The sequence below is a fragment of the Paenibacillus sp. FSL R7-0313 genome (assembly GCF_037969885.1).
GTDB lineage: Bacteria > Bacillota > Bacilli > Paenibacillales > Paenibacillaceae > Paenibacillus.
The window spans coordinates 3,158,300-3,182,991 of sequence record NZ_CP150219.1; the positions used below are offsets into that span (position 1 = coordinate 3,158,300).

The window sequence follows — 24,692 nt, forward strand, 5'->3', positions numbered from 1 at the left end:
TCGTGATGGTACAAAAAACCGTTGAACTTTCCGAAACACAAAAGGGAATCTATTTTGATTGTCAGGTGAATGATCCCACTTCGTATAACATCTCAGCTTCGATGCAATTTGATCATCTTCAAATGGAGATATTTCGCCGTGCCATCGAATTGCTTATGTATGAGCAAGTGGTGCTGCGTACTCGGATTGAGATTCAAAATGATGTACCCGTGTTATCCGTTCATGAAGATATGGACTACTCACTTGCCTTGTGGGACCTAAGTAGCGAGCATCAGGAGAATCCCAAGGAACAACAGTTAGAAGCACTGGTGGATGAATGCATCGGGACACCTTTTGAACTCGAGAAAGGCCCTCTGTTCCGTATGATGATTGTTCAGATGGATAAAAGCCGATATATTCTGACCTTATGTATTCATCATTTAATATGTGATGGCCTGTCGCTTGAACTGATGAAAAACAAACTTATCCAGTCATATACATGTCTTCTTGAAGATCAGCCTGTGGATGTCAAGCTGGATGAAGGGTTCATCTCTTATGTTGAGGCAGAGAACAAGAAACTGCACGAAAACAAGTACTCCAAAGAGCGGGAATACTGGTTAAACAAAATGAAGGGAGCGGAACCGCTTTCTCTAAAGCACGACTTTCCAGCAGGTTCTTTACAAGAAGGAATTGGTCATGAACTGCGATTTGATATTTCAGAATCGTTAATGGCTGATATTACACAGATGTCCAAAGATAATGAAGTAACCGTTTTTATGTTTTTTATGGGTGCCTTTGGCATTCTTATGAGTAAATATGTCGGTACAGACGATATCACCTTTGCCTCCCCATATTCTCATCGTCCCGGTATGGACTTGGAAGAAACGATTGGATGTTTTGTCCATATGTTGCCTATGCGATTCCATATTGACCTCGAATCAACTCTAAAACCTCTGCTGCAACAAGTAGCCACAACCTGGATGGATACGTATAGGAACATCGGATATCCGAATAACCTCATTGTCAGAGACAGCATGTTACAGGCTCAACCCGGATCACCATCGTTGTTTGATATCTCCTTTGTTTATGATTCCTATGAGGAAGATATGCTCGGAACTCGTATTCTGGATCAGGATAAGGTTACGTTTCCAGGAGATCTAATGGTGGTGTTGAGTCGTTTACCGCAAGGAGCTCAGTTAAAGCTACAATATAAACCGAGCTTGTTCCGTGAAGATTCAATGGAGCGAATGGGCCAACGATTTCTATACTTGCTAAATCAACTAGTAACCAATTCTGATCAAAAAATCAGTGAGTTCAGCCTTCTGATGCAGGATGAGAAAGAAAACCTATTGTACCGATTCAATCAAACTTCTTATTTTCCCTACACTCCACAACATATTATGGATATATTTCACGATAAAGTAGCGCGTTTCCCGGAGCGGGTAGCTCTAATGGAAGGGAAGCAGCATCAGACCTATGCGCAGGTCAACGCAAAAGCGAACCAATTGGCTAGGCAGATCGTTGCGAGTAAGAAGAGTGATAACGCGGCAGTCGGCGTTCAGATGCCACGTTCCTCGGATATGGTCATTGCCCTATTGGCTGTATTAAAAGCCGGATGTGCTTTTGTGCCTGTGGACCCTTCCTATCCTTTGTCCAGAAAGGCCTATATTATGTCGGATGCAGACATATCCATAGTGCTGGCTATGCAGCCCGAAAAAGATGACAAGACTCTGGATGTCCAGTACATCTACGTTGAGGGAGATCAGGCCTATACGGGGGATGCCTCAAATCTTGAAGAGGCGCTGAATCCGCATAGCCTTGCCTATATCATGTACACATCCGGATCAACAGGCAAGCCAAAAGGAGTCATGGTTGAAAATCATAGCGTAGTCAATACACTGCTTGATCTGGAGCGTCGTTTTCCAATGCAGGCGCAGGATGTTTACTTGCTGAAAACAGCATATACCTTTGATGTGTCGGCCACGGAACTTTTCGGCTGGTTCATGGGTGAAGGCGCACTAAGTATTCTTGAGCCTGGAGCAGAAAAGGACCCTGCTCGTATTGTGTCTACGGTGGCATCACATAAGGTGACCCACATCAACTTTGTTCCAACGTTATTCCGTCTTTTTCTGGAAACGATGGAGCTTCGCTCCGATCTGTCAGCATTGGAAACGCTGAAATGGATGTTTGTTGGCGGGGAGGCAGTCACGCCAGACATCATTGAGAAATTTAACAGGTTAGGCATTAGAGCAAGTCTGGAAAATGTTTATGGTCCAACCGAATGCACCATATGGGTTTCTCATTATCCGTTAAGCCATTACGATGGCTTGGGCAATGTGCCGATTGGCTACCCTCTCAATGAGTCCAGATGGTATGTCGTCGGAAATCATGATGGGCTTCAACCGTTAGGTATTCCAGGGGAGCTTTGTCTTAGTGGTGTTGGGCTTGCACGTGGATATCTGAATCTGGAACAGATGACCCGAGAGAAGTTTGTTCCTAATCCTTTCTTTCAAGAAGGACAGGACGCAGAGCATTTCAGGTACATGTACCGCACAGGTGATCTGGTACGTTCACTCCCAAGCGGTACGATCGAATATCTGGGACGCATTGATTTTCAGGTTAAAATTCAGGGAGCCAGACTGGAGACAGGCGAAATTGAGAATACCCTGTCAACCTATCCGGGTGTCATCCAGACCGTGGTAGTCATGAAATCATTTGAAGGTAGGTCCGGCTTGCTGTATGCCTACTATCTGTCAGAGCAGGAGCTGCCTTCTGTCGAATTGAGAGAGCACCTGTCTCGTTTGTTACCGGCATATATGATACCATCCGTTTTTGTACATAAATCCGAATTTCCATTGAATAGCAGTGGGAAGATTGACCGGAAGGCACTCATGGCAGATATCACGCATGCTCACGCTTCCAGTACGTTTTATACCGCCCCGTCTTCTGAGCTTGAGAAGGTTATAGCTGAAGTGTGGGCCGAAGTGCTCGGTGTTGAGAGAGTAGGGCGCGATGACCATTTCTTTGAATTGGGCGGAAATTCATTTTCTGTCATTCAGGCTCACAATAAACTAAAACATTATACCGATGTGGAGTTCCCTGTTCCTCGTTTTTTCGAATGCCCGACTTTGCGTCAATTTGCGGCGCTGGGATCAAAAGATGAGGGAGTTCGGATACCGACTGAAAGGGAACAATTGTTTCAACGAAAAGACGGCATTTTGCGTGAGGACATTGCAATTGTGGGCATGGCGGTGAATGTGCCGGGTGCTGAGGATATAAGGGAGTTCTGGAGTAACCTTGTTGAACGGCGGGAAAGCATTCACTTTTATAGTGATGATGAATTGAGGGAGCTTGGTGTGGAGGAAGCATTGCTGCGTTCACCTCGTTATGTCAAGGCAAAAGGACGTGCCAACGGCATCGATGAGTTTGACGCAGGGTTCTTTGACTATACTCCCGGTGAAGCCAAAATGATGTCTCCCCAATTCAGACTTTTGTATCAGGGAATATGGGAAGCGCTGGAGGATGCAGGCTGTAGACCGGATGAAGCGGGTAAGGTGGGTGTGTTCCTTGGCGGGTCCGATGACTTCGAATGGTACCGTCAAGTACTTTTTAACGATGCTAACTATAGCAGTAAATACGAAGCATTTACCCTCAGTACCAATCATTTTCTCGCTACCCGAATGGCTTATAAGCTTAACTTAAAAGGGCCGGCCTATACCGCTCTGACGGGATGTTCTACTTCACTGGTTACACCTCATCTGGCATGTCAATCTTTGATCGTTGGAGAATGTGATGTGGCCGTGGCTGGTGGGATCACCGTGGAGTTGCCCAATGAAGGAGGTTACATATTTGAGGATGGCATGATGTTCTCCACAGATGGACACTGTCGTCCATTTGATGCGGCAGCCAGTGGAACCGTCTTCTCCAATGGTATGGGAATTGTAGTGTTGAAACGGGTAACGGATGCTCTGCGGGACGGAGATCATATCTACGGGGTCATCAAAGGCTCAGCAATTAACAATGACGGACAAGAGAAACTCAGTTTTCTTGCTCCTAGCGTAAGCGGACAGGCTGAAGTCATTCAGGATGCTTATAAGGTAGCCGGAGTAGACCCGGAAACGGTGAGTTATATCGAAGCACATGGTACGGGAACGTTGCTTGGTGATCCCATTGAAGTAAACTCGTTAACTCGGGCCTTTGCTTCCGACCAAAAGCAATTTTGCTATCTGGGTTCGGTCAAAGGCAATGTGGGACATATGGATACAGCCGCAGGTGTGGTTGGTTTAATCAAGGTAGCGCTCAGTCTTGGACAAGGTTATATCCCTGGAACAGCGAATTATGAGCAGCCTAATCCCAAAATTGATTTTTTGAATACGCCTTTTAAAGTTAATGCACAAGGGGTGGACTGGAAACAGGGCAATGTTGGAGTCATGCGCGCAGGAATCAATTCATTTGGTGTGGGGGGCACGAATGCTCACATGGTATTGGAGGAGGCTCCCGAGATGGAGAAGTGCAGTCCCGATGATGACGTAAATATATTGCTTTTTTCCGCCAAAACAGAGCACTCGCTGAACCGCACCGCTGAACGGATTATGGAACATCTGACTCAGCAGCCGGAGCCATCTGTGTCGAACGCAGCGTGGACCTTGCAGTCAGGTAGATCTGTTTTTGCGTATCGTAAGGCACTCATTCTGGATAAGACATGGAAGGATAATCCGGACAAGCTGATACAGCAGCTGGGGAAAGCACGCGTATACCATTCAGCTCAAGGCACCCGTCCCGTATACTTTATGTTCCCCGGACAGGGCAGTCAGTATCAGGGAATGGGTGCAGAACTATACAGATCTACAGAGCAATCAGGCCTGGCTCCAATCTTCAGAAGTTATATCCAGGAAGTATTGGACCTTCTGCCCGCGGAAGAACGAGAAGATATGCTGTCCGTTGTATACGGAGATCAGCAGCCTGAGCGAATAAACCAGACAGAGTACAGCCAATTCGCACTGTTCATGACCAGTTATGCGCTGGCCAATTCGCTGCTGGATCTGGGCATCAAGCCAGATGGCATGATCGGGCATAGCATTGGTGAATTGGCTGCCGCAGCGGTATCGGGGGTGTTCGAACTCGGAGATGCTGTCAAGTTAGTTCGACTTCGCGGACGTCTGATGCAGCAACAACAACCCGGGGTCATGCTTGCCATTATGGCGGATGCACAGCAGGTGAAGTCACAACTGGAGGAAGACATGTGGCTTGCCCTGGTGAATACTACAGGTTCCAGTGTAATTGGTGGGACAGCTGAAGCCATTTCACGGATGGAAGCCAAGGCTGAAGGACTGGGCTGGAAATGCATTCGTGTGAAGACTTCCCATGCATTCCATACGCCAATGATGAATCAGGCTGCCGAGGAATTTAGACGTTATCTAGCAGAGCATTCACTTCATACGCCACAGATCCCATTACTGTCCAACACCAGTGGAACATGGGCGCTTGGAGATGAAATCACACAACCTGACTATTGGTCCCGTCATATTTTACAGCCGGTGTTGTTTGAATCAAACCTGGCTGAAGTGTTGAAGGATGAGCGGGCTGTATTAATTGAAGTAGGTGCAGGACGAACGCTAAGTTCCTTTGCCAGACAGCACAGTCAATCAAGAGATTCCCAGGCGGTACTGAACATGCTGCGTCACGTAAGGGAAACGGAGCAGGATAGTATCTATGTGAACCGCAGACTTGCGGAGTTATGGTGCGAAGGCATTGAACCGGACTGGAAGGTGCTCAAAGGGCAGACGGTACGACGCAAATGCTCTCTGCCTACTTATGTTTTCAACAAACAATCCTATCCTGTCAGTGTTTCTCTTTCTGGGTCATCAGCAGCGGAAGGAATGGGTACCGGGGATGATACGGGGCATGCAGAGCAGGGTAAGGGAAGTGGCTCTACTCTAGTAAAAGGGACAGTTTATACAGGTGATTCCGACCAACTGAAACAGATTGTCCTGGACGCATATCGAACGATTTTTGGCATCGATGATCTAGATGAAGAGGTTAATTTTTTTGCGGTCGGAGGAGATTCTCTCAAAGCAGTCAGCTTGTCTGCATGGATCCGGTCTCATTTAGGAATTCAGCCTGAGGTAGCAGATATTTTCAATCATTCAACGCCTATTCAACTGGCGGAGCATCTCTATGTCATGGCGAAACCAAAAGTGGACCAACAGACCATTCAATCAGCACCCACTATGGATTCGTATCCAATCTCTTCTGCACAGATGCGTATGTTCACACAAGCGATGCTTGATCCAGGCAATACGGCTTACAACCTACCATCTGCAACCATTATTGAAGGTGAATTGGACCGTATAAGAGTTGAGGCTGCTTTGCAGAAGTTGATACAGCATCATGAGGCGCTCAGAACATCGTTTGAGATACGGGGCGGTCAGATCGTTCAGATCATCCAACCTTCGGTTCGCTTAAGTATGGGCTATACAGAGCAGCATGTGGCAGATGACCAAGAGTTGCCTGCGATGATCGAGACATTGATTCGTCCTTTTGATCTGGGGAGTGCTCCGCTTATGCGGGTTGAACTGATTAAGATAGGCGAGCGCAAGCATCTGCTATTCTTTGATATTCACCATATTATCGCAGATGGTACATCTGTCGAAATCATCACTCGTGACTTCAATGATTTATATTTTGGCAAAGAGCATGTAGTCCGATTGCAGTACAAAGATTACGCGGTATGGCAGCAGCAGCGTCTCGCTTCACAGGAATACAATTCACATCAAACATACTGGCTGGACCATCTTGGCCCTTCTTTACCTGTGCTGGAGCTTCCACTTGACCATGAGCGTCCATCACAGCGATCCATGCAAGGGGGACGTCTCCATTTCACGTTGAATCGTTCGGTAACACAAGACTTGCACGAGCTGGCTTCCTCATCGGAAGCATCCATGTATATGGTAATGCTAAGTGTGTGGAATCTTCTTCTCGCACACCGCTCAGGTCAGCAGGACATTGTGGTAGGAACGCCTGTTGCAGGAAGGATGCAAGAGGAGTGGAAAGAGACGGTAGGCATGTTTGTCAATATGATTGCGATGCGGAATTTTCCCACGTTTGATCGTACGTACACTGATTTTTTACGCGAACTTAAACAACATACTCTGGATGCTTTTGCGTATCAGGAGTATCCGTTTAATGAGCTTGTGGCACAACTGGGCGTGACACGTGAGTTGAACCGAAATCCGGTATTTGATGTTTGTTTCGATTATCAGAACATGGATTTGCATGGACTTGAACTTCATGGTTTGCAATTCAGTTCTTTTCCGGTGGAGACAGGTACGTCTACTTATGATCTGTTAATGACTTGTCAAGAAAACAGGGAGAAGCAGGTGATTGAAGGATATATCGAATACTCGCTGGATCTGTTCCACCGGGACACAGTGGAAGGTATGATGCAGGAGTTTATCGGACTCTGCCAAGAGGTTGTACAACAGCCTAATCTGTCTCTGAGCGAACTGTTTGAGAGAAACGAACGTTCTCATGAGCACCCAGTCCATCGTCTTGCTGGTCCACGTCTGGATTACAATTCTGCGGGGGGTCTGCATCGGCTGTTTGAGCTGCAGGCAGAACACACACCAGACAAGAAAGCTCTCCTTGTATCATCCGGAGCCTCTTTTACCTACAGGGAGCTTAATGAAAAAGCTAATACGCTGGCTTGGAAGCTGATTGATCAAGGTGTACGCCGGGATGAACCTGTGGGCATATTATCCAGACGAGATGAATCATTGATCATTATGCTATTGGCAGTGCTGAAAGCTGGGGCGGCTTATGTGCCTCTGGACCCTGCTTTTCCGTCGCAGCGCATCGTGAATATGATCGAAGACAGCCGGATGAACGTACTGCTGTGTACGCCTGATGAAGAAGAAACAGTGACTTTTAGCGGAGAGCGATTCGTGTATGATCCAACTGCCCAGGATGTGCGTTCATCCGTTAACCCGGACATAAGCTTCCTGTCTTCGGACCTGTCCTGTGTGATTTTTACCTCAGGATCAACGGGGCGTCCCAAAGGGGTCATGATTACTCATGAGGCGATGGTCAATTTTGTTGAGGACATCAGGCACCGACATATTTTTGCACATGAGACAGATCGCATCATCAGTGTAACGACCATATCTTTTGATATTTTCGGATTTGAAGTGTGGACACCATTATGCACCGGATATTCGCTGTATCTGGCCAATGAGCAGGAGCAGCTTGACCCGGCTCTTGCTTCACGTCGAATACGTGAACATGGTATTACGCACATTCTTAGCACGGTCTCACGCATTAAGGCATTTGTCGAAAATCCGGAATTCGCTCAGGCGCTGGGCAATCTGCGGTGTGTTCTTACCGGAGGGGAAAATGTCCCTGTAGGACTCCTCACCGATCTGAAGCGGCTTACGCCTGCTCGAGTCTTTAACATGTATGGACCAACGGAAACTACGATCTGGTCAACGACCAAAGAATTGAATGACACAACCGCGATTACCATTGGCAAGCCCATTACCAATACAGAGATTTATATTCTGAATGATGAAGGTGAAATACTGCCACCTGGCAGCTATGGAGAGCTGTGCATTGCAGGAAAAGGATTATCCCGCGGTTATCTGCACAATGCAGCTGAGACCGATGCTCGATTCATTGCAAACGCCAATGTTTTGGGAGGCCGTTTGTACCGAACTGGCGATCTGGCCCTTATACTGCCGGATGGGGATGTTGAGTTGATGGGGCGGTTAGATCAGCAGGTGAAGATTCGAGGCTACCGGATTGAACTGAACGAGATTGAGCAGGCAGCGATGAATTATGAACGTGTAAGGGAGGCTGTCGTTAAGGTAGAAGGGGCCGAGCCACATTCATTGCAATTAATCCTTTTCTACAGTTTGAAGCCTGGGATTGGGCCTTCCGTTATGGAAGATGAAGACGTACAGCTTCGGACCTGGTTAAAGCAGCGGCTTCCACAGTACATGATGCCTTCTCGCTTGATTCGTCTGGAAAATCTGCCTGTGCTGCCTAATGGCAAACTGAATCGCAATGCCCTTCGTCTGGCTGATTTTGAAACGGGAGAGAAAGCTAATCCGGCTCTGGTTTATGGCTCATCCATTCAAGGAATCGAGCGGGCAAAGGTTGATCTGGAGCAGATGCTCATTGCAGCGTGGAAGGAAATGTTGAATCTGGATACGGTTAATATCCATGATCACTTTTTTGACATCGGAGGCAACTCGCTGGGGCTTATTCTGATCAATAATCGCCTGAATGCCTATCTGGATAAAAGCGTTCCGCTGGTGCAATTGTTTGAGCATTCCTCTATTGCATCACTGGTCAATCATCTGGTGGCTGAGCAGATGCTGCCGACAGTTACACAACAGGTACAAGAGGAGAGCGGACATATCGCTTCGGCTGGATATCCTGTTACGAACCCGGAGCCGACAACAGCTCCAAAAGAGTATGTGAGGAGCACAGTTGAACACAGCAAAGTGGAGCAGGGCAGACCGGAACAGAGTATCCCGTTTGCTTCAGAACACAGTAGCAGAATTTCTTCTTCGACGGATATCGCAGTCATTGGCATGGCAGGGCATTTTCCCGGCTCAAGAAATATTGATGAGTTCTGGGATAACCTAATGGCAGGTAAGGACGGTATCACCCGTCTGAATGAGGAGGATCTAACCGCTGCGGGTGTACGACCGGAAGACTTCAAACATCCTGATTATGTACGGGCCAAAGGTGTACTGCAAGATACTGAGTATTTTGACTCCGGATTTTTCGAATATCCGCATCAGGAATCCAACATGATGGATCCGCAAATACGGCTGCTGCATCAGTGCTCATGGGAGGCGCTTGAGCATGCCGGGTGTGATCCTTACAGTTATGAGGGATCTATAGGATTGTTTGCGGGAAGTGGACTAAGCTTACCATGGATGGTGCAATTTCTAGGTCGTTCCGGTAATTTGCTACAGGCTTTTGAAGCCATGACTTTAAATGAAAAGGACTATATTACAACTCGGGTATCTCACAAATTAAATCTGAGAGGGCCGAGTATGGCCGTACAGACCGCATGTTCGACCTCTTTGGTTGCTATCCACCAAGCTGCTGAATCGCTGATTCGGGGGGAGTGTGATGTGGCACTTGCGGGAGGTGTCTCTATCTCCTATCCGCTCAAAGAAGGTTATCACTGGCATGAAGGCATGATTTATTCAAAGGATGGTCATTGCAGACCATTTGATGAGCAGGCATCTGGTACTGTGTCTGGTAATGGATGCGGAATGGTTGTGCTCAAGTCACTCCGCGACGCGCAGAGAGATGGAGATCATATCTATGCAGTCATTAAAGGTTCGGCGATTAATAATGATGGCATGGACAAAATTGGATATACGGCACCGAGTGTGGCCGGGCAGGTCAAGGTTATTCAATCTGCCCTGCATCGTTCGGGAGTGTCTCCAAAAGAGATCTCCTATCTGGAGGCGCATGGAACAGGAACCAAGCTGGGGGACCCGATTGAAATCGAAGCGCTCAGGCAGTCATGGGGAACAGATCTTAGGAATTATTGTGCTCTAGGTTCTGTAAAAGCCAATATCGGGCATCTTGATGCGGCAGCAGGTGTCGCCGGTTTTATTAAAACCGTACTGACGCTTTATCACCGGGTGGTTCCGCCACAGATTCACATGAATCGGGCGAATCCAATGTTGGAGCTGGAGCATAGTCCCTTCTATATCAACAGGGAGCCACAGCCATTAGAAGACGCGAAGCATGTTCTGCGAGCAGGTGTCAGTTCGTTTGGGATCGGGGGTACCAATGCTCACGTCATTCTGGAGCAGCCTCCTGTTCAAGAGAGCCAAGCCAATTATGAGTCATTGCTTCTGCTGCCCTTCTCGGCCAAAAGTGAATCGGCGCTGGAACGCACGTACGATTCGGTTCTACAGGCGATCCATGCATTGCCGGAGCAGTTGCCCAATGCTGCGTGGACGCTACAGAAGGGAAGAAGCAGATTCATTCATCGTAAAGCACTAATCGTTGTAGACGGTTATATTCCGCCAAGCGAGCAGTCTGTGGAGTTTGAGACACAGGCAAGTGTGATGAATGGGAAGTCTAAGGTCATGTTTTACCTCAGCGGAAATGCAAGTTGGGAAGCGCGCAAGATTCGGGAACTATATGCTTCTGTGTATCGCAGCCAGGTCTCAGAGATATTCAAACAGCACTTTGAAGAGATACTGAACCTCTTTGAGTCCAAGGAACAGTATGCCATTCGCCAAGGCATAGGGCGATCGTTAACCGATTCAAGGCTTGAGCGCATGCAGTGCTTTGTTGTGCAATATGCTCTTTATAAAACCGTGATGCAGCTTGGTGTCAAGCCAGATGCTGTCTGTGGACAAGGCGTTGGCGAACTGGTGGGGTTGGTTATTAGTGATGCACTTGATCCAGTACATGCCGTGGGGCTTCTATACAATCTAGAGGATTGGTCACTAGAAGAAGGAGCATTGTCAGATGCTTTGACAGGAAGGATGACAGATGCAACTGTAACAGACCATGCGTCGAGTATTGCACCACTGTTATCTCCAAATTTCCTGTTTACGCTGCTAAATCGCAAGACGCTTTCTGAATCTGCTGGGCATACGCTGTGGATCGTTTCGAATCAGCAGCAGGATACAGACCAAATAGCCCCGGATTCATTTTCAGAGCCAAACATCATTGCTCTTACTGGAGATCGTGAGAGCTTGCTTGAGGCAGACGTGTATTTAATGAAAGTACTTGCTTTTTGCTGGTGCTCTGGCATGGAGCTTGATTGGGAACAGTTAAACGGAACGGGGCGCAGGCAAAAAATCTCCCTGCCGACGTATTCCTTTGATCCGATTGTTCATCAACATGATGTTGCATTGTATCAGCTTGCAGGTATGTCGCAGGTTGCAGCGGGTTCTATCGCAGCATTAGACCAATCTCCATCTGGGAAAGTCCGGGTTCAACGGACTGATGATGAGATAAGGCATGTATTGTCGCAATTGTGGCAGGAGTTGCTTGGTAATGGAGAAGTCGGCCTTGAAGATGATTTCTTTGAGCTTGGAGGTCATTCTTTAAAAGCGATTTCCTTGGCGTCGAGGATTAAAGAAATGTTTGGATTAAATTTGGGGTTGGAAGAGGTTTTTGATCATTCTGTGTTTGAACACATGGTTCAATGGATTGCTGAACATCAGGCTACAAGTGACTCTGATTCAGTGAACCCAATCTTGCCTGTACCTAAGAAAGAGAAATACAAGACCACTTCTGCACAGCGAAGAATGTATGTGGTGCATGAGTGGATGAAAGGTGAGAGTACGGCGTACAATCTCGCCAGTTCCTATAGGGTAAGAGGAAAACTTGACCCTACCCAATTCACATTAATAATGGATGCACTGGTAGAGAGACATGAAGCATTCCGTACCAGGTTTGAAATGATTGACGGTGAGCTTTTCCAGGTTGTCGAGGATCGGGTTCCAAGTGTTGTGGAGTCGCTGGAATTAGAAACAGCAGGGTTAGAGCAGGTCATGGAATGGATCAAGCCTTTTGATCTGACCAGCGCACCATTGGTTCGTGTTAAGCTCATTCGCCTTTCTCAAGAGGAACACATCTTATTCATCGACATGCATCATATCATTTCGGATCAGAGTTCCATTGCCATCCTGATGCAGGATTTTGCACGCATGTACAGAGGAGAAACATTGCAATCTCTTGACATTCAGTATAAGGATTATGCGGAATGGCGTGATGGAGCTGCGTCACATGCACAATCTGTTGAAGACGCCGAGTTTTGGATACAGGAATTCGAGGACATGCCTGCACCGGTTGAATTGCTTACAGACTTCCCAAGACATGGCGCGTCATCTTATAGCGGAGACAGACTTTCCATTGAACTTGGTGAGTCGTTAAGCACACAGGTCAATGATTTCTGTACTCAACAAGGGCTTACACCCTATATGTTGTTTATGGCAACTTTGAATCTATTAATCTGGAAGTATACGGGTCAAGACGATTTGGTCGTAGGTACAGCGGTTGCGGGGCGTGAGAAGCCAGAACTCAATAACGTTATGGGGATGTTCGTGAACATGCTCGCCATTCGCACCAGCATGGACAGAGAATGGTCCACAGAGACGTATTTGAATGAGATGCGTGGCAAGCTGTTATCCTGTTATGAACATCAGCATTATCCTTATGAAGCACTGGTGGAACAACTTGGTCTATTCGGTGATTTAAGCCGCAACCCCCTATTTGATGTGGTGTTAAATTACATTAATATGGGAACCGATGATCCTGAAGCCGCGGAACTGATGCTTGAACCATGGGTCGAAGGTAGGGTGGATGCCAAATTTGATCTGACTTGGACACTGGTCGAGCACAAGCAATGTTACACGGTTGAACTTGACTATCGCTCGGATTTGTTTAAAGCGGAGTCCATGGAACTGATGCTGGATAAATTCCGGTATATCCTGTCTCAGATCACAACAGGGGATAATGAACGAATTGGTCAGATTAAGCTCACTACACCGGAGGAAGAGGAATGGCTGCTGTACGGAGTCAACGATAATGCCGCCCAGTATCCGCGAGATGCGACCATTTCCCAATTATTCGAGGAACAAGTTCATGTGCATGCACAGAAGACAGCATTGGTCTGGGAAGACGGTGAATGGAGCTATGCGGATCTGTATGAACGTGTTCAGTGGCTGGCATTCAGGTTGCTTGGACAAGGGGTGAAATCAGGCTCCAGTATTGCTCTCATTCTGGACCGTGGACCGATCCAGATGATCAGTATTCTTGCTACGCTCAAGGTGGGTTGCAGTTATGTCCCGATCGACCCGGCTTCGCCGCCATCGAGAATTGAATTTATTTTGCAAGATTGCGATGCGGCTGTGTTATTGACTGAAACGGCGTATGCCTCCACATGGCAATCTGTAGTTCCTTGTATCGTGCCGGCAGATGAACTGGCAGCATTTGATTCAGGAGATATGCAGGAGCCCGTTGAACATATGAACAAGACTGCTCTTGACCCGGCTTATATCATTTATACATCAGGGTCAACAGGAACCCCAAAAGGGACTGTGATGAGTCATCGCAATGTGACCAAAGTCATGAAAAATAGCAATTTTGTCACCGTTGTGCCAGAGGATCGTATCCTGCAAATTTCTAACTATGCGTTTGACGGTTCCATTTTTGATATTTTTGCTTCATTAATAAATGGCGCTACTCTTGTATTAATCTCAAAAGAGACCATTTTGGATATGGCTCGTTTGGCGGATGTCATCCGACAGCAACGGATTTCAGTATTTTATATTCCGACATCCTTGTTTAATATGCTGGTGGATTGGGATGCTGATTGCTTGAAGAGTGTGCGTAGAGTGATGTTTGGTGGTGAAGCTGCATCGGTGAGTCATGCCAACAAAGCGCTTGCATGTGTAGGGCCGGGCAGGCTGTTAAATGGATATGGGCCAACGGAAGCAACCTTTTTTGCCTCCTACCACTTATTAATGCAAACAGAGCCTTATACTGGCTCACTGCCCATAGGTTACCCCCTGTCTAACACAGCCTTGTATGTTCTGGATGATGAGCTGAAGCCTGTACCACCCAACGTTCCAGGTGAACTGTATATCAGTGGGGATGCGGTAGGTATTGGATATCTTAACCGTGAGGATCTTACCCGAAAACACTTTCTTGATGATCCCTTCCGCACGGGAGAACGAATGTATCGGACAGGTGACATCGTCAAACGTCTGATTGACGGCAGTCTGATTTTTATTGAACGTTCGGATTTTCAGGTCAAAATTAGAGGTTTCCGCATTGAGTTATCGGAGATAGGCAACTGCGTGGAGCGTCTTTCGGGAGTTCGTGATGCCTTTGTCATGACAGCTACAGAACCATCAGGAAGTCTACACATTGCCGCTTTTTATACAACCGATACTGGGGCAGATGCTGAGTATATTCGAAGAGAACTTCACCAGCAGCTGCCAGAGTACATGGTGCCTGCACGAATTATTCGAATGGATCATCTTCCGATTAATGCCAATGGCAAAGTGGACCGAAGGGCATTGTCCGAGCATTTGGTTGAAGAGCAGCGGAGGTCTCTGGAAGTGAGTTCACCTTGGACAAAAACAGAGCGTGTCATTCTTGCCGCCATGCGACAGATCCTGAGTAATCCAGGCATTGGTGTGGAAGATCACTTCTTTCAAAATGGGGGGCATTCGCTCAAAGCGATTGCATTCACTCAAATTTTGGCAAAAGAAGGAATTGCCATCAATGTGAACGAATTATTCCAATATCCGACAGTTAGAGGACTTGCCCGATTGGTAGACATTAATCCTCCGGCGTCAGTTTGGTCCGAAGATAGCCTGCATATTCAGTCCCCGATAGTCATACCACAGGACATAACACTTCATGAGAAACAACTGGACAGCCTGGTCCTGCACGTTTTAAACAGCTGCAATCAGGTTTCATCTTTTATGGCGGGCATGACCCCTATGGGTCGATTCCCACTATCTCCAATTCAACAAGCACATGCTTCTACGACTTCACGAGCAAGCGGATTTACAACAACGCTGGAAGGCGAAATGAATGAACAAGCTGTAAAACACCTGATTCTTGGGGTTATATCCCGGCATCAGTTGCTGCACAGCATGATATATGAGGAAGAACAATTGTATTGGCATCCATGTGATATGTCATTAGTGGCGGACATGCTGCAACAGCTTATCCCATATCTTGATATTCGTCATTATGCTTCGGCTACGATTGAGCAGTTGGAGTACAAACTGGTTCAGTCTCTGTTACACAAAACGTATACGCTGAAGGAACTACCTTGGCGTCTGTGTATTTTGCGTACAGGAGCCACAGAGCATAAGTTGATTTGGAGTTTTGATCATCTTGCGTTTGATGGTATGAGTGCTGAAATCATCAAGCAGCAACTTGAGTCGAAGGCATTATATAGACCGCAAGGTGTAGGGATCGAGAGTGATCTTCTGTACCAAGTGCGAAATTATGAGGATTACGTAAATTTTCTGTCTCAAGGTCCCATAGGTGTATCTGAAGATGAAATAGAGAAACAATTTTCACTTCAAGCATGGAATAGATGTAACACCATCGTCATGAACAAGTTGAAGGAAACAGAAACATTGTCGCCTTCAGCCATGACTGCCGAGTTGTCCCTTGCAGGGAAGGAGCCTGCCGATGTTTGGTGGACATGCTTTGAAACTTTTGCCAACATCATTGCGGCTTATCTGGACTTAAGCCAATTGCCAATAGCCCTGGTGCATTACGGAAGGGAGTACGGCGAAGAATCCTACTATGATTATGTGGGAGAATTCCTTGATCTGATTCCAGTGCTGGTAGACAGTGAATTCACACAGGAAGATCTGTTGGAACGTCTGGAATTTACGAAGCAACACAGCATTAACTTTATGGCACTTACACATGATTCTTCCCTCTCGGCACAATATGATGGCATACAGGAACAATTGGGAACTGCCTACAGGCAAGCAGAACAGAAGCCGCGTCAGATGATTCTGTTTAATTATCAAGGCTTCATCTCCAGCAGCGAAGCGATCCCAATGTCGTCTCAGTCGTCGGATGACCAAGATTCGAATTCGGGACTCGCCCAATTCGAATGGGTTATTCGCTACGATGAAGAGTGTCTGTACGTACATCTGGCCTGTCAGGCTGGTCTGGACATCAAACGTATGAAACAACTGATTGATGACAAGCTTGGTAGCGATGTGAAAGTGGTAGTTCACAATGAGGCAATGGAGGTGCAACATGTCCAGTAAATCCATACAGCGAGGACCCGAGCTGATTGTGCCAGAGCATTATTCAACAGTGGCTGAGATGCTAATCTACATTGCAGATACTCATCCAGAAAAGGGAATGACCTATATCAGCTCTTCAGGTGACGAACAGTTTGAATCCTATCCTGAATTACTGATGCAGGCGCGCAAGTACCTGCAGTCTCTTCAGGAGCAAGGCATTCAACAAGGACAGGTCGTTATTTTGGAAATTGACCAGTCACAGGAATTTTACCGTACCTTTTGGGCTTGTATGCTGGGGGGCATTATTGTCGCCCCGGTTAGTCCTCCGGCTGCCTGGGAACCAGGCTCAGCCGGTCTGGAGAAATTCACGAAAGTGTGGGAGGTACTCGGGCGTCCGGTAGTGATCGTCGAGGAAGCCTACATGCCCAAGTATAAGCAGCTTGCGGAAAGTCCGGTATTCAAAGGTCTTATGTTGATTAGCGTGAACCAGCTTCAAGCAGGCCAACAGATGGCTGATCTATGCCCAACCTCTCCTGACGACATTGTGTTCCTGCAATTCTCATCAGGAAGCACGGGAATTCCCAAAGGTGTGCAGTTAACAAATCACAATATTATCGCCAACAGTATTGCATGCAAGACTTTTCTTGGAGCTGAAGAAGGAGATAATGTGTTTACCTGGTTGCCGCATACGCATGATATGGGGATATTTGGACAACACCTGACACCCGTCCTGAGTGGAGCCAACATCATGGTGATGTCACCTTATACCTTTGTACGGTCGCCTTATCTGTTCTTACGCAAGATTACGGAGCATCAGGGAAAATGGTTTTGCTGTACCAATTTCGGTTTCGAATGGATGGTTCAGAAGATCCCGGATTCCAAGCTCTCAACGCTGGATCTGTCTTCACTGCGTATGACCTTGAATGGTGCAGAGCCTATATCAACGTCTGTTATTGAGCGATTTGTCAAAAAATTCAGCTCTTGTGGCTATCGTCCCAATATGATGTTTCCTGCGTATGGCATGGCTGAAGCGACAGTAGGTGTATGTACCTCCAGACTGGGGGAAGAGCCACGAATTGAACGTATTTCGCGTTCGCGGCTGGTGCAGGAAGGACTGGCTGTGCCAGTCCAGCTGCCTAGCAGTGATAGCCATACTTCGGATGTGATTGAATTTGTCCATGAAGGATATCCCATGACAGGGATTCAGATCCGGATTGCGGATGAACAGGGTGAAGTGCTGGATGAGCGGGTCGTTGGCGAAATCCAGATCCGTGGGGAATCGGTAACTTCCGGATATTACAGTCTCCCTGAGATCAATCGTGAAATGTATGTGGATGGGTGGCTTCGCACTGGAGACTTGGGTTATATGGCTGATGGCTCCCTGGTTGTAAGCGGACGAATCAAGGACATTGTGTTTATTCGGGGACAGAACCATTATGCGCATGATCTTGAAGAAATTTTGTACCAGAATAGCAGCATTCCTAGAGGGAATCTGACGGTAGTTGGGCACTTTAACAGCCTCAAACAAGTAGAGGAGCTACTTGTATTTGTTAAATACAAATCGGGCACTCCACAGTTTCTGGAGGTACGACAGGATCTGATCCAACGTATGAGGGCTGGATTGGGTATTGAGATCACTCATGTTCTCCCGATCAAAGTTATTCCCAAAACGACGAGTGGCAAGGTTCAGCGCTTCATGCTGAGAAACGAATATGAGCGTGGAGTATTTACCAAGGACATCGAGGCCATTGAAGAGCTGATTCGCGAAAACACACAACAGCAAGGACACGAGACGGTTTCCGCATCGTCTTTGGAGTATACCGTACGTAAAGCCTGGGCCGAAATTCTTCAATTGCCCGCAGGAAAGATTGAGATGGATACTTCTTTTCTCGCACTTGGAGGCAATTCCATTCTCTCCTATCAATTACTTGACAAGCTGTCTGCACATATGGGACGTGAATTAGGACAAGAACTACTTGTTTTTTGCAGTACAGTACGTGAGATGGTGGAATATCTGCAGGAACTTCCAGCAGATACGAAGGACTTTGAACAGGCTGAAACAACAGATAATCACCTGAATGTACATCGTGCTATTGCTATTACCGGACTGTCTCTGCGTCTGCCTGATGCCGACACCCAAGAGCAGTTCTGGAGCAATCTGGTTAACGGGTTAGATAGTGTTGACCGGGTTAGCTTAGAGCGTGCAACACGTTCAAAGCAACCCGATTGGGATGACTGGATTGGGGAACTGAAGCAACCGGATACGTTTGATCATGAGTTCTTTGAAATCCCGTCTGAACAAGCTGCGTTTATGGATCCGCAGCATCGCAAGCTGCTGGAAGTTGCTCATGAGGCGCTGGAGGATGCGGGTATGCTCGTGGACCATGAGGATAAGCGTGATGTGGGTGTGTATGTAGGGATTAACCCAAGCACATACTTCGATCTGGTTGTTGATTATATGAACCGGAGTCTTGGAAAGGCTGTTCATTCTCACGCTATGGTAGGCAATATGTCCAATATAGCAGCGGCCTCCATTTCACACATGTACAATTTCACAGGACCGGCACTGTCCATAGATACGGCATGTTCTTCTTTTCTGGTAGCACTGACACAAGCTGTGGCGGCCATTCAGGACAAGCGTATCTCTGGGGCGGTTGTAGGTGGAGCGAACATTTTGGCTACACCGCATGTTCATCAACTATCACGCAATGCTGGAATCTGTTCTTCCACTCAACATACGAAGGTATTTGACCGGGAAGCAGATGGTTCAGTCTTGGGGGAAGGTGCTGTTGTTGTATATCTGGAGCCGCTAACAGAGGCAGTTCGCAACAATAAGCATATTTATGGTGTGATTCGCGGGACAGCGGTGAATAACGACGGATATTCCCTGGGCATTATGGCACCCAACCCTCAGGGGCAATATGAGGTACTCCGTGCCGCTTATCGCGATGCCAACCTAAACCCGAGCGAGATTTCTTATATTGAAGCACATGGATCAGGGACAAGGATTGGAGATCCAATTGAGGTGAATGCCTTGCTCCGACTATTCCGGGAAAAGGGATATACAAGCGACAATTCAATTGGATTAGGTTCAGTCAAAACCAATATTGGTCATTTATTTGCAGCCTCCAGTGGAGCCAGTCTTGCCAAGGTTCTGCTCAGTATGCAGCATGGGGAACTGGCACCAAGTCTGCATATGGATAATCCGAATCCAGCCCTCCGACTGGAGCAATCGCCGTTCCATATCGTTAGCGAGCGTAGATCATGGGATGTACCTGAAGGAAAAACACGGAAGGCAGGCATCAGTTCGTTTGGCCTGGGAGGTACGAATGCCCACATTGTGCTGGAAGAATGGAAAGCCCCTGTCCGTGCAGATGCCCCGGCACGAGGCCAATTGTTAACGTTCTCTGCGAAATCAGAGCAGGCTTTAAAAAAGCTGATTGATAATACGGAGCAGTATGTGAAGAAACATGCGGACCTGGCACCAGAGGATCTTTGTTTTACCCGGAACAGATATAGAAAACATTATCGGTATCGTGCAGCAGTAGCTGTCAGCCCCACCGGAGAGTGGAACATCGAAGAGATGGAATTTGGCTTCAAGCCTAGAAACCGAGCTGCTCGTGTCAATATTGTGGTTGGGGGGCATGAGATTCGCGGAGAAGATGAAGCGGAAGCACGCCAAGTAATCAGGCCAGACGTTTCTAATGAAGATACGGTATCTACCTTGAACTATTGGGTGACCTTGCTTGAGACACTTGTACGTCTGGTCCCTTCCATTCAGGAGATTCGAGGAATAGCTGCAGGAGAGGAGCTTGTATCCCGTTTACATCTGGATGGCGAGGAACATCACAACGCTCATGCAAGCCAATCCATTCCAGTGAACAACAGAGTGACTTTAGACAGTTTGCAAGACACACCTGGCAAGATGGCAAACGCCGACATTGTAATTATGATTGCTGCAGATCAGACAGTGCAGCAGCTTGAATACAGTGGCAAGGAGAGCTTCATCCGCCTGTCTGCCGAGCCGACACTTACCATGGAGGAGCAGCTTGCTGCATTGCTGGGACAGCTTTATGTACGTGGTGCTGCGCTGGATTGGGAACAGTTACATCCGAATGGCTCTGGCCAGATTGTACATCTGCCAGCACATCCATTCGAGCCGTATGTACATTGGATAGATGTGAATCAGGGAACGGAGGTCATGATATGACAAAAGAAGAAATTGAGCTTTTTCTCAAAAGCGAGATTGCTGCAGCGTTGAATCAGGAGCCAGAGGACATCGATGAAGAGATGAATTTTTTGAAAATTGGTGTCTCATCTGTGCAGGCGCTCAAGATCATTAATCGTGCGCGTAAGCATCTTCAAGTTGACATCAGTCCGGTTGCGTTGTTTGAATACAAAACAATTGCCGAGTTCGCCACATATCTCAATGAATCTCTCCTTCAAGAGGGGGTTGCCGAATGATTGAAGTGGATGTAGAGCAAGAGATCATTCATGAAGCTGAATTGTTTGCTGCCCGTGAAATTCGTCCTTATGCTCAACAGATTCAAGAGCAGCAAGCCATTCCCAGAACATTGATCCGTGCCATGGCTGAAAAAGGTTACTTGGCTGCCTCGATCCCGGCTGAATATGGCGGCATGGGTCTCGGTCCCAAGTCGTACGGGCTGTTGACTGAAGTATTTGGCAAGGCTCTTCCAGCCGTTCGCAGCTTGTTAACGGTACATACTTCACTTGTAAGTGAAACTTTGGTACGTTTCGGAACGCCTGAGCAAAAATCGTCCTGGCTGCCCAAGTTGGTGAAGGGAGAATGGATTGCTGCCTTTGGCCTGACTGAACCGGAAGTTGGTTCGGATGCAAAAAGTGTAAAGACCGAGTGGAGAGAAGAATCGGACTGTTATGTTTTGAATGGAAAAAAGAAGTGGATTACGTTTGGACATTTGGCAGATGTATTTATCATTATTGCCTCGAATCAGGGACGAAGCACTGCTTTTTGGGTCGAACGCCAGTTTGAGGGTGTACAGACCAAACCTATTGAAGGTGTCATGGTTGCGGGCGAGACAGGTATAGCTGAGATTGATCTCCATGAGGTGCGTGTACCAAAAAATCACATTATTGGACGCCTGAATGAAGGTTTTGAGTACATCGTAACCGGGGCGCTGGACCAGGGCAGATATAGCATAGCTTGGGCAGGGCTGGCGATTGCGCAGGAAGCGCTGGATGCCATGGTGACTTACTCAAGGAAGCGGAAGCAATTTGATCAGAAGCTGAGTCATTTTCAGCTGATTCGCGGCATGATTGGAGATGCGGTGACAAAAGTCCATGCAGCACGAGCATTATGTTTACGGGCAGCCGAGCTGAGAGAAGCCAAGGACCCGCAGGCCGCCATGGAGACAACGATCGCCAAATATTTTACGTCCAAAGTTGCTGTTGAAGTTGCAAGTGATGCGCTACAGGTCCATGGTGCGAACGGAATTAGTAACCAATATCCTGTTGCCAGGCTGTATAAGGAAGCCAAAATTCTGGAGATTATTGAAGGCTCTTCTCAGATGCAGCAGGAGATGATCTCGCATTACGGATTAAAAGCCTATTACAAGCGTGGCGGTAGCGTATGACGTTCTGTGTGCTATTTCCCGGCCAGGGAAGCCAGTATATCGGAATGTGCAGTGAGTTGTTGGAAAGTGAGCCGGAGGCGAATCAGATCTTTGCGGAAGCGAGCGAGGTGATCGGATTTGATTTGAAGGCACTCGTTATGGAAGGAACCCTGGATCAATTGACGGTCTCTGAATATGCTCAGCCTGCTGTACTGACAGCAAGCTACGTTTTATTTGATTCATTTGTTCGCCGAACAGGAATGACTCCAGATTATGCAGTAGGTCACAGTTTGGGGGAGATTTCGGCTTTAGTAGCGGCGGGAGCATTGCGATTTGCTGATGGAATCCGTTTTACAACTCAGCGTGGTGCGTTGATGCATCGCTCCATTCAGGAGCAAAAAGGAAGAGCGGGTATTGTTGTTGATGTAACCCAGGAAACGCTTGAAGAATTAGTCGAGAATATTCGTCAGAACGAGTATGTGACGATCTCCGGTTATAATTCACCGGGACAGTTTGTCGTCGCAGGTACTGCAAAGGGGCTTCAATTGCTGGATGATCAGGTGGATGGCTACGGTGGGGAATTCATTCCTTTTCGCATGATGCCAATGAAGGCAGATGCACCTTATCATAGCGAGTTGATGCAGTTCATTCAGCCTGAGCTTGAAGAGATGCTTGCAGGGATTTCCTTCTCTGCACCGGTGTTTCCCATCTGCTCTACAGTACATGGGGAGTTCATTCGTGGAGCCGAGGACATTCCTAAGCTGCTGAGCAGCCAGCTTTTGCAACCCATTCGCTGGAATCAGGCATTGGCACGTGTTCAAAATCTGGGAGCAACGGTATGGATCGATATCGGTCCAGGCCAGAGCGTAAGAAATATGCTGGCTGAAAATAAGACCTTGCCTGCAGCCTATTCGCTGGATGATCCGCAAGATCGGTCCAGGTTACTGGAGCGATATGAAGCAGTAAACCAGACAAGTGGGGGAGGCGATAAGGGATGATCACGGAGATGATGCAGTACAATCAGCGGGTGAAACAATGGCTGCCTGGAGGTGTGCACTATAATTTTCACCTTCCTTGGGAAGAGACGCCGCTCCATTTCAAACATGCTTCCCGAAGCAGAGTGACGGATATGAACGGCAACGAGTATTTGGATCTATATGCCCGCTTTGGTGCCCTCATTGTTGGCCACGGCAACGAGGAGTATAACGAGTGTCTGAAGGATACCATTGACCGTGTTCTTTCCGTAAGTCATTGCGATCTGGATGCAGAGGCTCTGGAACTGATCCATCAATATGTACCTTCAGCAGAGATGATTCGTTTTGGGTTATCAGGAACGGAGATTGTCCAGAATGCACTTCGTCTTGCCCGGGCGTGGACAGGTAAAAATCGCTTTGTACGTTTTGAAGGCCATTATCATGGCAATGCGGACAATATTATGGGTGGCAAGACTGCACGTACAGGTTTGCCTGTACCCTCAGACTATCCTGGTGACATGAAAGGAACAAAGGGGAGGGCAAGGGATGCCATGGAATCTCAATCCTACCTCCTGCCATGGAATGACGCAGCCCGTCTGGAGGAACTATTTCGCCAGCATGGAGACGACATTGCAGCAGTAATCATGGAGCCGGTTTGTGTAAATGGAGGCGGAGTCATGCCTGCTCCGGGTTATCTGCAAAAAGTCAGACAGTTATGTGACCAGTACCAGGTCGTGCTCATTTTTGATGAGATTATAACAGGATTCCGTATGGGACTCGGTGGTGCCCAACAGTTATTCGGTGTAACACCCGATCTGACTACACTTGGGAAGGCAATCGCCGGTGGCGGAGTTCCGGTGTCAGCCCTGGTTGGCCGAGCAGATATCATGAAGTTGCTTGTAGACAAAAAAGTAATTCATGCGGGTACGTTTAATGGCTATCCATTAGGTACAGCTGCTGTAAAAGCTACGCTGGAAATGTTAGGACGCAATGGAGGACAGGCGATGCACAGCATGAACCGCCACGCTGAGATGATGCATGACATACTCTGCCAGGAAGCAGTGAAGGTGGGTCTGCCTTTAATTGTTCAGGGGCCGTCCGGCTGTGCTTCTTATCACTGCTGCACGGAGCCGCTTACGGATACGGCTGATTATACGTTTGAATTGATGTCTTTTGATATTTTGCTAAATAGCAAGCTTGCTGAGCACGGTATTCTGGTATCTACGCTCTCGCGGATGTATCCGAATATCCTGCTTGATATGCAAGATGTTGCCTGGTTCAGTGAGCGTGTCCCTGCAGCACTTGCAGAAATGAAAGAGCTCTACGACGAGCTGGTCTGATGGTAGCTCAATACGGAGGTGATT

At 47.5% G+C, this 24,692-nt stretch carries 6 protein-coding genes; all 6 read left to right on the forward strand.

The genetic code is table 11. The features are described 5' to 3' along the window. Nucleotides 1-5 precede the first annotated feature (5 nt). The 6 genes from NSQ38_RS13860 to NSQ38_RS13885 are packed head-to-tail and all read left to right on the forward strand — an operon-like array spanning nucleotide 6 to nucleotide 24,668. On the forward strand, nucleotides 6-16,784 hold the full coding sequence (locus tag NSQ38_RS13860; protein ID WP_339790534.1) for an amino acid adenylation domain-containing protein: 16,779 nt from the start codon (nucleotides 6-8) through the stop codon (nucleotides 16,782-16,784). Further along, entirely contained in the window at nucleotides 16,774-20,973 is a 4,200-nt protein-coding gene (locus NSQ38_RS13865; RefSeq protein WP_339790057.1) for a beta-ketoacyl synthase N-terminal-like domain-containing protein, read from the forward strand. Before NSQ38_RS13860 ends, NSQ38_RS13865 begins: the two co-directional genes overlap by 11 nt. Beyond that, nucleotides 20,970-21,227: an acyl carrier protein gene (locus NSQ38_RS13870; protein ID WP_036615207.1), complete on the forward strand. Its 258-nt coding sequence runs from the start codon at nucleotides 20,970-20,972 to the stop codon at nucleotides 21,225-21,227. The genes NSQ38_RS13865 and NSQ38_RS13870 overlap by 4 nt, the downstream gene beginning before the upstream one ends. After that, complete coding sequence (locus tag NSQ38_RS13875; RefSeq protein ID WP_339790059.1) at nucleotides 21,224-22,375, forward strand: acyl-CoA dehydrogenase family protein; 1,152 nt, start codon at nucleotides 21,224-21,226, stop codon at nucleotides 22,373-22,375. Before NSQ38_RS13870 ends, NSQ38_RS13875 begins: the two co-directional genes overlap by 4 nt. Beyond that, entirely contained in the window at nucleotides 22,372-23,352 is a 981-nt protein-coding gene (locus NSQ38_RS13880) for an ACP S-malonyltransferase (RefSeq protein ID WP_339790061.1), read from the forward strand. Before NSQ38_RS13875 ends, NSQ38_RS13880 begins: the two co-directional genes overlap by 4 nt. Beyond that, on the forward strand, nucleotides 23,349-24,668 hold the full coding sequence (locus tag NSQ38_RS13885; RefSeq protein WP_249912112.1) for an aminotransferase class III-fold pyridoxal phosphate-dependent enzyme: 1,320 nt from the start codon (nucleotides 23,349-23,351) through the stop codon (nucleotides 24,666-24,668). The genes NSQ38_RS13880 and NSQ38_RS13885 overlap by 4 nt, the downstream gene beginning before the upstream one ends. Nucleotides 24,669-24,692 lie beyond the last annotated feature (24 nt).

What these genes read in the sequence shown, in the direction of transcription:
- NSQ38_RS13885 (WP_249912112.1), top strand. Translation starts at nt 23,349, where the DNA reads ATGATCACGGAGATGATGCAGTACAATCAGCGGGTGAAACAATGGCTG.
- NSQ38_RS13870 (WP_036615207.1), top strand. Translation starts at nt 20,970, where the DNA reads ATGACAAAAGAAGAAATTGAGCTTTTTCTCAAAAGCGAGATTGCTGCA.
- NSQ38_RS13880 (WP_339790061.1), top strand. Translation starts at nt 22,372, where the DNA reads ATGACGTTCTGTGTGCTATTTCCCGGCCAGGGAAGCCAGTATATCGGA.
- NSQ38_RS13860 (WP_339790534.1), top strand. Translation starts at nt 6, where the DNA reads ATGGTACAAAAAACCGTTGAACTTTCCGAAACACAAAAGGGAATCTAT.
- NSQ38_RS13875 (WP_339790059.1), top strand. Translation starts at nt 21,224, where the DNA reads ATGATTGAAGTGGATGTAGAGCAAGAGATCATTCATGAAGCTGAATTG.
- NSQ38_RS13865 (WP_339790057.1), top strand. Translation starts at nt 16,774, where the DNA reads ATGTCCAGTAAATCCATACAGCGAGGACCCGAGCTGATTGTGCCAGAG.